This is a genomic window from Ruegeria sp. N10 (assembly GCF_056531545.1).
On the sequence record NZ_JBQFLY010000009.1, the window covers coordinates 150243 to 159733 of the forward strand.

Below are 9491 nucleotides of genomic sequence, written 5' to 3' on the forward strand. Positions count from 1 at the left end.
ATAGTCCGCTCCCATCCTTAATCGGCAGAGCGGCTTGGTTTCTTTCAGATCTGTGCACAAACACGCAAGGCATCGAGAATTGCGGCGTGCATATTTCGGCTTGTAACCGCGTCGCCAATGCGGGCCAAATAGAACTGACCGCTCCGATTGGTATCAGGAAATGGAAGCGTCCCGCCAATGAGCGCTTGGTGTTCAACCTGCCCAAGGTTGCACGAGATTGGTTTGAGGTCGTGATAGAGTTCGGCCATAGGGGACAGACCATGTTCAACGACCACATGATCTACAAGACGTTCAATGACGCCCCCCGTCAACGAATGACGTAGGCTGGCAAGAACCCGATCGCCTTCGTGCGAAAGGCAGGTGAGCTCCTGGAGGCAAGTGAAGGCGACTCCATTAGCGGCCAGATCGCGTAATGCGACAGCAGAGGTCGTTGGGCCAAGGTCATGCAGAAGAGCCCGATCTGGGGTCACCAGATTGACACTGCAACCGTTACCAGCCAGCACGTCAGCCGTGACGGCCGCAGGGTGGTCGCCGATCTCGTCAAACAATAGCACCTCGCCCGAGATACGCACCTCACCGGACAACACGTCCCAACTGGAGATTGCCAGGTCACCGCCGGGGATGGTTAAGGTACCGGGCCAACCACCTGTCGCAATGATCACGACATCAGGGACTTCGGACAGCACATCTTCGGCTTCGGCATAGGTGTTCAGGCGGATATTGACCCCAAGCACCGTCACTTCTGAAATCAACCAGTCAGCAACGCCCCAGACCTGCCTGCGCGTCATCCCCTTGGCGGCCAGACCCAACTGTCCGCCCAGACGATCCGACGCCTCGAACAACACCACGTCGTGGCCACGCAGGGCACAAATCCGCGCGGCCTCCAGCCCTCCGGGCCCGCCACCGACGATAACCACTTTTTTGCGAGTGTCGCTGGGGATGATGATATGAGGCAAGGTCTGCTCACGTCCCGTCGCAGCATTGTGTCCGCACACGGCAGGTTTGCCCTGATTGACACGGTCCACGCAGTAGCCCAAGCCGACACAAGGGCGGATACGCTCTTCTTCCCCGCGTGCGAGTTTTTCCACCAAATAGGGGTCGGCTATCTGTGCGCGGGTCATGCCCACCAGATCGACATGGCCGCCAGATACCGCGTGACGGGCCGTGGCAATATCCGCAATCCCTCCTGCGTGAAGGATCGGTAGATCGACCGCATCACGTATGCGTCCGGCCACGGTGACGTGCGGGGCCGCAGGCAACCCCATGGGGCGCACCCACTCGGCCAGACCAAGATCATCGTAGGGTGCGCCGGCAAGGATATTGAGAAGGTCGACATGGCCGGAATTTTCCAGCATCCGGGCGGCGGCTATGCAATCTTCGGCACTCAGCCCTCCTTCGGTTTGTTCATCGCCGGTGATGCGCATCGACAGGATGAACTCGGGGCCGACTTCAGCGCGCACCGCGTCAAGCACCTGCAGGCTCAGGCACATGCGGTTCTCCAACGTCCCGCCATAGTCATCGTCGCGCTTGTTGGTAAGTGGGGACAGGAATTGCCCCAGAAGGTGTGAGTGGGACAGAAGCTCGATCCCGTCGAACCCGCCCTGCTGACAGCGTCGCGCGGCAGCTGCGAAATCGCGGATCACCCGGTCGATATCCTCTTGTTCCATTACTTTTGGAAAGGCGCGGTGCGCGCGCTCTCGGATACCGGACGGAGCCAGAACCGGAAGCCAATACCCATCATCCCAGGCTGTGCGCCGCCCCATATGGGTGATCTGGCACATGATGGCGGCACCATGTTCGTGTACGCCATCCGTCAGTTTCCGGAACCATGGGATAATACTGTCATCGCCGGCATAGAGCTGGCCAAACACTGATGGGCTGTCAGGGGCGATATTGGTTGACCCGCCGACCATGGTCAGGGCGACTCCGCCCTTGGCCTTTTCTTCGTGGTACAATCTGTAACGGTCCCGGGGATGGCCATCTTCGACAAAATTCGGTGCATGGGAAGTGCTTACGATACGATTGCGCAAAGTGAGATGTTTCAATTGAAACGGATCAAGTAGGTTTGCCACTTTCGTATCCCTTAGGCCAAATCTGTTGACAGAGAACCGTTCAAGGTCGGGCCCTCTGGTCAGATTTCACGCCCGATGAAGTTTGTTTTCGAAAGTATTTTACATGGGAAGCAACACGCAAGAATTCGCAGCTTCCGACATAGCTGTGTGAAAAGGCGACCCGGCCAAGAGACTTCTATGTGGAAAACTCGTTGAGCAGAGACGGGGACCTGATAGGTGCCTCTCAATCCACCAGGGTCAGCTAAGGGCCACGAGCACGTGTAGTCTTAGATTGGAGGTGCTGCGCGCTCAGTGACCAACTGTCTAGCTATAACCCTTTCGCGATGGATCATGTACAGCCCGGCACTGATGATGATGGCAATACCAAGCAGGCTAAGCATGTTAGGGAAGTCATTGAAGACAAGATAGCCAAACAGGGCCGCTACCGGCAGCTCAAAGTACTGCAGGGGAGCCAATGTAGCCGAAGGTGCAAAGGAAAGGGCATAGGTCATCATCAGGTGGCTCACCGTTGCGAAAAAGCCCGCCCCCAGAAGCCACAACAGCGCGAGGCCTGCCGGCCAGACAGGATCGAACAGCTCGGAGCCGGAACCTTGGGCAGCTATCAGTACGGGAATGCAAAACAGACTGGCAATCAGGCCAGTGTGGAATTGCAGAGCCACGGGGTGCATCCGGCGTGACAATCCCCGCGTCACAAGAATGTAGAAAGCAAAGGCGACCGCGGTACCAAGAGGGATTATGGCAACAGCGCCAAAGGCCGCGAAGCTGGGCTGGATAACGAACAAAACCCCAACAAATCCCACAAGAGCCGCTCCCACTCGACGAGGGCCGACATCCTCGCCAAGATAATACTTGTCGACCAACAGGACAATGAACGGGGCCAGTGTCTGACGTCAGCGCCTACCGGAAAGATTTAGGGGTTTGAGCAACGGAGGATTTCTGGTTCATCGAAGCCATTATGGAGCGAAGATGAACCAGAAGTCCGGAACATCGAAGGACGCCGCTGACAAGTTGGTCAGCGGCATCAAACGCAAGACCCGCAAACAGTAATCGGCCGAGGAAAAGAACAGGATTGTCCTGGCTGGCCTGCGGGGCGAAGAGAACATCGCCGCGCTATGCCGCCGCGAGGGCATTGCCGAGAGCCTGTACTATTCCTGGTCGAAGGAGTTCCTTGAAGCTGGGAAGAACCGGCTGGTCGGTGACACCGCCCGCCAGGCGACGGCACCTGAGGTCAAGGATCTGCGATCTGAAGCATTGGCCCTAAAGGAAGTCGTTGCTGAGCTGACGCTCGAGAACCGACTGCTCAAAAAAAGCATGATCGGGGATGGGGAGGACTACGCATGAGATACCCCGCCTCAGAGAAGCTTGAGATCATCCGCACGGTGGAAGCTTTGCACCTGCCGGTCAGGCAGACGCTGTCGATGCTCGGTATCCCCAGAGCACCTACTACGATTGGTATGCGCGGTGGGTCGAAGGCGGCGTTGATGCACTGGCAGACCGATCTCCCCGACCGAAGTCGGTGTGGAACCGCATCCCGGACGACATCCGCGAGGACGTTGTCGAGTTTGCCCTGGAGCACGAAGACCTGACGCCACGCGAGTTGGCGGTCAAATACACTGATGAGAAGCGCTACTTTGTCTCGGAGTCATCCGTGTACCGCTTCCTCAGCGCCGAGGATCTGATCACCGCACCGGCTCATGTGGTGATCTGTGCCGCGGACGAGTTCAGGGACAAGACAGTGCGCCCCAACGAGCTCTGGCAGACCGACTTTACCTATCTCAAGGTCATCGGCTGGGGTTGGTTCTATTTGTCCACGATCCTCGACGACTACAGCCGTTACATCATCGCGTGGAAACTCTGTACGACGATGAAGGCAGCCGATGTGATCGACACGCTGGAGCTGGCGTTGGAAGCATCAGGGTGTAATCAGGCCGGGGTCGTCCAGAAGCCACGATTGCTCCGTGATAATGGTTCATCCTACGTCGCTGCCGACCTGGCCGACTACCTTGATGCCAAAGGCATGGATCATGTTCGCGGCGCACCGCATCACCCGCAGACCCAGGGCAAGATCGAGCGGTGGCATCAGACGATGAAGAACCGTGTTCTTCTGGAGAACTACTACTTGCCTGGGGACCTCGAACGACAAATCGGCACCTTCGTCGACCACTATAACAACCATCGCTACCACGAGAGCCTGGCCAACCTGACCCCGGCCGACGTCTATTACGCCAAGGGTGCGAAGATCCTGAAAATGAGAGAGGAGATCAAGAAACAGACATTCCGAAAACGTAGGTTGCAGCACCAATCCGCTGCCGCTTAAACTCAAACAGAAACCGAACCAGAGCCTCCGTTACGAAAACACCAACCCATTCCGAAAAACTCTGACAACGGACACTTGTTGATGGCCTTGATTCCGGCGGTGTTGGCACCGTTCTTGTCGATGACGGTCTTGCTCGGGATTCCATTTGAAGACAGAGCTTTGGCAAAGAACCTGACGGCAGCTTGACGGTTCTTGCGCTCGGACAGCATGAAATCAAGGGTATTTCCTGCCTTGTCGACGGCCCTGTAAAGGTACATCCAATTGACGCGAACACGAATATAGGTCTCGCCCATGCACCAGGAGTTCAGCGTTGGGCGTTTCTTCGATTGCGCTCTTGCTGCGATCATGGTGAATACTTCACAACCCACCTGTTGAGAGTGGCATGGTCCACCTGAACGCCGCGTTCTACCAGGATTTCTTCTAAGTCCCGATACGACACCGTGTATCGCAGATAGAAGTACACAGCATACAAAAACTGCATCCTTGGGGAAAAGACAGCCCTTCAATGAGATCATGCTCAAAAAAACCTATTCGAAAACTATTCGACGAGTACAAACCTCAGATCACGCATGCACGTCACCTAAACCCCAGAGTTTGCGACACATCCCCGAAACGAGCACATGGAAGGCGCAGAATTCAACAGATCATTTTTGTCAATGCTTCGAATACCCCACCATTCCGCATTTCTTCCAGTTAAGCATCTCAGATTACATACCAAAAGAGCCCACCCGCTGGGCAGGCTCCCTTGCTTTAGCGTTAGTCCTGCCCCCAGTGCGCGACTGAAGCAGGATCAAACCACTGTCCGCCAGCACGGGGAAAGTTCTCCGGGTTTATTTCCGGCAGTGGTTCTTCGCTGTTCGAGTTGAAATTCAGTTCGATCTGAACTCCGTTCGGATCGTACATGAACATCTGCACCAGTGTCAGCGAAGGAATGCGCCGTTCCCGGTAGTCTACACCAAGACGCTGACAGCGTTCGCGCATTTCCTGAAAACCATGCACAGAGAATGCAAAATGGTCGATGCAGCCAGTCCCTTCCGGTGCTGATCCATCATTGTTCAATGCCGCGTCACCGGTATAGAGGTGGATCGGCACTTCTCCAACCGAAGTGTTGAGTTTCAGCCAAAACCCAGGAAACTCGAATGGCGGACGAGGAGCTTCTTCCATACCAAGAACTTCGGTATAGAAACGCATTGTCGCATTAGGCTTCTGGGTCTTGATCGAAATATGGAACACGCCTGTGACTTGCATCGGAACACCTCAGATCCCTGTGCGGATCAACGGCGCATAAGCCGTTTGAACGCGGATCATTCCGTCCTGGAAGACAAATGTATCAACGCCCGATGTCACGTTATGAGTGGGCGACTTCGCGCTCCACTCGATATAAAGCGTGTCCTGTTCGTAAATCTCCTTGTGCAGGCCCCATTCCGCCTCTGGCAGGTGGGCCAGCAACTTGGTGAAGAACTCGTGAATCTCCGCCTTTCCCTTGTAGACGCGTTCGCCGGTCACGACCACGGACTCATCGGTATAGTCGGCGACGATTCCGTCGACATCGCGCCCACCAAGGGTTTCCAGGTGGTGCATGAATATCTCTTTCGGTGTACGAGACATCTGTAGTTTCCTCCCTTTTTTCGCTTACGTTCAGAGGCTTGAGTTGACCGGATCCAAATTGAGCGTGTGCAGTTCGAACCCATCGACCAGGTCGTCCATGACCGCTTTGAACCCTTCGAGATGCGGCGTTTCCATATGTGCTTCCCAAAGAGGTTTGCTGGCCCATTGCTCGGTGAAGACATAAGTCAAACGGTCGTCCGAAACGTTCATCTCATATCGGATGCAACCTTCTTCGGCCCGGGTCGGTGCGACCAGGTCGACCAGAAGATGGTACAACTCATCCGCTTTTTCCGGCTTTGCCTTGACGATGGCGATGACGACGAGAACATCGTTGCTCATTCGTATTTCTCCTTAAGAGCCAATGTTGAGTTCTCAAGGCTAATAAAGTTGAGATGGGCAGTCTTTAGCTGTTTGCGTCAGAGATTTGCCATTTTGCTGCGATATTGGCTGGGTGACATACCGTGTTGCGCCGAAAACGAGCGCGAAAACTGTGCTTGACTGGAATAACCCAACTCGTCACTGATTTCGGCGCAGGTTTTTTTGGAAACCAATAACAGACGCTCCGCTTCTTTCAGCGTCCGAGCCCTGATCATATCGGCCGGAGAACAGCCAGCCCGCTTCTGTACAATCCGCAAAAGCCTGCTTCGACTGACGGACAACGTATTCGCATAATCCTGCACACCCCATCGCAAGTGGTGTTTACGTTCCAGAAGCGTCAGGAAAGCGCCAAACAGATCCGGCCTAGTCTGCCTTCTTTGAGCGGCTGGCTTTCGCATATTCTGTTCAGAGGCCACACAATCAAGAAACAGCCGCCATTGCTGCTGCTGTAACGGTTGACGGCGTTGCGCGCGGCTCTCATCCTCCTCCGTGATCCAGTTCATCAGCGACAGCAGATGCCCGCGCAGACGTCGCGGTAAGGCAAGGGCGAAAACCTCGTTGTCCGAAAGAACGGGCATGTGAAAACCGAGATGCAAAGGGACGCGGGCCACAAACCCATCGAGTTCCCGACGGTCAGTCCAGCCATGCACAACACCGGGCGGCAACGTTAGAACCGTACCGGGGTCAAGTTGGTGATCTGTGCCCTCTATAGAACAGGTTCCGCCACCATCGCTCAGAAGAAACAGTTCAAAATAATCATGCCTGTGAAGTTCATTCGGCCGATAGTGTGCATCCCGGAAGGCCGCTGCCAGCCTCTGCGCCAGCGGACGCGTCGCAAAATGGCTTGCTGCATGCGCCTTCAGCTTGTGCAGCGGAATGATGTTTGGCCTAGTCATGCAACACCTCCCTTCAAAGATTTCCCGCCAATATACTATTGATTGTACCGATCAGTCAAAATATTGTCGGATAACCACTACTGTTCCGGAGTTCGCTCAATGCCCTGGCAGAAAAATTTCGACGAAGAACAAGCCGTGGACAAAGCAACCGCTCTGTTTTGGAAACACGGTTATGACGCGACATCGATTTCCGACCTTGTTGAAGGCACGGGTATCAACAAAGGCAGCCTTTACAATGCGTTTGGCGGCAAGAGAGAGCTGTTCTTGCGGGCTCTGCTTAAATACGACCGCCAAAACAGGCGCGCAGGGCTGACGCGCCTGTCGGTGGAAAACACCCCTCGCAATGCTATTATTGCGCTAATGAATGGCACTGTGAAAGATACGCTCGCCGACACCCAGAAACGCGGTTGCTTTCTGGTGAATACGCTTGTCGAACTTCCGACTCATGGGGATGACGTGCGCAATGTGGTGATGAACGGCCTGCATGACCTCGAAGATTTCTTTTTACAGAATTTTCGGGCGGGGCAAGTGACAGGTGAAATATCGTCTGAGGTCGACGCCGAGGCCGCGTCCAAAGCGCTGATGGGTGCCGTGCTGGCCATGCGCGTTATGGGCCGAGGCGATTTCACCCAGGAAACACTGCAAGCCGTCGCAGATCAGGCAAAACGTTTGCTCGACTGATCATCGGGAACTTGATTTGACCGATCGTTTTAGACTTTACTTGTTTATACCGATCGTTCTAAAACTGCGAAAACCTGTTCCACTCCAGCATAAGGAGTATTTCCGCGATGCTACTTGATACCCCCATCTGTGAATTCGGTTGGAAAGCTCCAGCCTTTACCCTGCCGGACCCCCAGGGGGAAATACACAGCCTTTCCGATCACCTGACCCCCAAAGGGCTGCTGGTCGCATTCATTTGCAACCATTGCCCCTATGTACAAGCCATTGCCAAACGACTTGCGGAAGACACATCCGTGCTGATGGATAACGGGATCGGTGTTTTGGCCGTGATGTCGAATGATTTCAGCTATGCCCCCTCAGACGCCCCCCCCATGATGACGAAATTCGCAGCACATTTCGGGTTCCGCTTTCCCTATCTGGTCGACGAGGATCAAAGTGTCGCCAAAGCATATGATGCGGTCTGCACTCCTGATTTCTTTGGCTTCAACGGCAAGGGCGAACTGCAATATCGCGGTCGGATTGACAGCGCGATGATGGGTGATCCGACTGGTCGCAACCCCGAACTTTTGGATGCCATGCTGATGATCGCCAGGACCGGACAGGGACCACGCCGGCAAACGCCCAGCATGGGTTGCTCAATCAAGTGGCGATGACAGGCTAAGGACGGAAAATGATTGATCTTTATACTTGGGCAACTCCAAACGGCTGGAAAATCTCCTGCACCCTCGAAGAACTCGGCCTGCCCTACCAGGTCCACCCAATCGACATCACGACCGGCATTCAAAAAGAGCCGGACTTTGTCGCGATCAATCCCAATGGTCGCATCCCTGCGATTGTCGACAACGACAATGGTGGTTTCCAGATTTTCGAATCCGGAGCGATTATGGTTTATCTGGCCGAAAAGGCCGGAAAACTGATGCCGACCGACGTAAAGGGACGTTCAGAAGTGCTGCAGTGGCTGATGTTCCAGGTTGGCGGGTTGGGGCCAATGCAGGGTCAGGCGAATGTTTTCTACCGCTACTTCCCCGAGAAGGTACCAGTGGCGATCAAGCGTTATCAGGATGAAACCCGGCGGCTGCTGGAAATTCTCGACAAGAGATTGGCAGATAACGATTATCTGGCAGGAGATTTCTCCATCGCCGATATCGCTCATTGGAGCTGGGCGCGCATACATGACTGGGCTGGCGTTCGCGCGGACGACCTGAACAATCTGCAACGCTGGATTTCAGCCATTGCTGTGCGCGAAGGATGTTCCAAAGGTGTTCAGGTCCCGCATGCCACACAATATCATTTGCCTGACAGCGTCAAAGAAGAAACCCTCACTGCGACACGGTCAATTTTTGCAAAGTGACGACAAAGGAGACCGGGCTGCCATTTGGTGTTCGGCCTGGTTTCCGATCCAACCAAGTGCTTTGCCCTGACCTGCCCCCCGAGGCTCCCTCATTCATAACGTGAGTCTGCGGGTCTGGCTTTCATATTCCTCGGTTTCGGTCTGGGCAAGCGCGCCGGGCGCGGAGCCCTCAAATTGCTCAAGCGTCC

At 55.0% G+C, this 9491-nt stretch carries 8 protein-coding genes and 3 pseudogenes; 4 read left to right on the forward strand and 7 right to left on the reverse strand.

The window, feature by feature from the left end; translation table 11 throughout:
* Nucleotides 1-44: 44 nt before the first annotated feature.
* Together ACR0JI_RS13705 and ACR0JI_RS13710 are read right to left on the reverse strand one after the other, a co-directional pair.
* A complete protein-coding gene (locus ACR0JI_RS13705) occupies nucleotides 45-2072 on the reverse strand; it encodes an oxidoreductase (RefSeq protein WP_480494468.1) in 2028 nt (675 codons plus the stop codon).
* 266 nt (nucleotides 2073-2338) lie between these two features.
* Nucleotides 2339-2953, reverse strand: a pseudogene (locus ACR0JI_RS13710) (DMT family transporter); the annotation flags it as partial.
* 85 nt (nucleotides 2954-3038) lie between these two features.
* On the opposite strand from ACR0JI_RS13710, the pseudogene ACR0JI_RS13715 reads away from it, so the two are divergent.
* Nucleotides 3039-4389, forward strand: a pseudogene (locus ACR0JI_RS13715) (IS3 family transposase).
* A 62-nt stretch (nucleotides 4390-4451) separates the two neighbouring features.
* Here ACR0JI_RS13715 and ACR0JI_RS13720 read toward each other — a convergent pair.
* The 5 genes and pseudogenes from ACR0JI_RS13720 to ACR0JI_RS13740 form a co-directional block, all read right to left on the reverse strand.
* Nucleotides 4452-4904 (reverse strand): annotated as a pseudogene (locus ACR0JI_RS13720) (IS6 family transposase); the annotation flags it as partial.
* A gap of 241 nt (nucleotides 4905-5145) precedes the next feature.
* Nucleotides 5146-5637, reverse strand: a complete 492-nt coding sequence (locus ACR0JI_RS13725) for a VOC family protein (protein WP_480474644.1) — start codon at nucleotides 5635-5637, stop codon at nucleotides 5146-5148.
* A 9-nt stretch (nucleotides 5638-5646) separates the two neighbouring features.
* Nucleotides 5647-5997: a nuclear transport factor 2 family protein gene (locus ACR0JI_RS13730; RefSeq protein WP_480474642.1), complete on the reverse strand. Its 351-nt coding sequence runs from the start codon at nucleotides 5995-5997 to the stop codon at nucleotides 5647-5649.
* Nucleotides 5998-6027: 30 nt separating this feature from the next.
* A complete protein-coding gene (locus ACR0JI_RS13735) occupies nucleotides 6028-6336 on the reverse strand; it encodes a putative quinol monooxygenase (protein WP_480474640.1) in 309 nt (102 codons plus the stop codon).
* A 77-nt stretch (nucleotides 6337-6413) separates the two neighbouring features.
* Complete coding sequence (locus tag ACR0JI_RS13740) at nucleotides 6414-7271, reverse strand: helix-turn-helix domain-containing protein (protein ID WP_480474638.1); 858 nt, start codon at nucleotides 7269-7271, stop codon at nucleotides 6414-6416.
* 99 nt (nucleotides 7272-7370) lie between these two features.
* Between ACR0JI_RS13740 and ACR0JI_RS13745 the strand changes: the two genes are divergently transcribed.
* From ACR0JI_RS13745 to ACR0JI_RS13755, 3 genes are all read left to right on the forward strand, one after another.
* Complete coding sequence (locus ACR0JI_RS13745; protein WP_480474636.1) at nucleotides 7371-7952, forward strand: TetR/AcrR family transcriptional regulator; 582 nt, start codon at nucleotides 7371-7373, stop codon at nucleotides 7950-7952.
* A gap of 107 nt (nucleotides 7953-8059) precedes the next feature.
* On the forward strand, nucleotides 8060-8605 hold the full coding sequence (locus tag ACR0JI_RS13750; RefSeq protein WP_480494465.1) for a thioredoxin family protein: 546 nt from the start codon (nucleotides 8060-8062) through the stop codon (nucleotides 8603-8605).
* Between the two features lie 17 nt (nucleotides 8606-8622).
* Nucleotides 8623-9303 carry a glutathione S-transferase family protein gene (locus ACR0JI_RS13755; protein WP_480474632.1) on the forward strand — a complete coding sequence of 227 codons (681 nt, stop codon included), beginning with the start codon at nucleotides 8623-8625 and terminating at the stop codon, nucleotides 9301-9303.
* The last annotated feature ends 188 nt before the right edge of the window (nucleotides 9304-9491 follow it).

Excerpts from the sequence above, each read along its gene's own strand:
- ACR0JI_RS13725 (WP_480474644.1), bottom strand. The coding sequence starts at position 5,637 with ATGCAAGTCACAGGCGTGTTCCATATTTCGATCAAGACCCAGAAGCCT.
- ACR0JI_RS13730 (WP_480474642.1), bottom strand. The coding sequence starts at position 5,997 with ATGTCTCGTACACCGAAAGAGATATTCATGCACCACCTGGAAACCCTT.
- ACR0JI_RS13735 (WP_480474640.1), bottom strand. The coding sequence starts at position 6,336 with ATGAGCAACGATGTTCTCGTCGTCATCGCCATCGTCAAGGCAAAGCCG.
- ACR0JI_RS13740 (WP_480474638.1), bottom strand. The coding sequence starts at position 7,271 with ATGACTAGGCCAAACATCATTCCGCTGCACAAGCTGAAGGCGCATGCA.
- ACR0JI_RS13745 (WP_480474636.1), top strand. The coding sequence starts at position 7,371 with ATGCCCTGGCAGAAAAATTTCGACGAAGAACAAGCCGTGGACAAAGCA.
- ACR0JI_RS13750 (WP_480494465.1), top strand. The coding sequence starts at position 8,060 with ATGCTACTTGATACCCCCATCTGTGAATTCGGTTGGAAAGCTCCAGCC.
- ACR0JI_RS13755 (WP_480474632.1), top strand. The coding sequence starts at position 8,623 with ATGATTGATCTTTATACTTGGGCAACTCCAAACGGCTGGAAAATCTCC.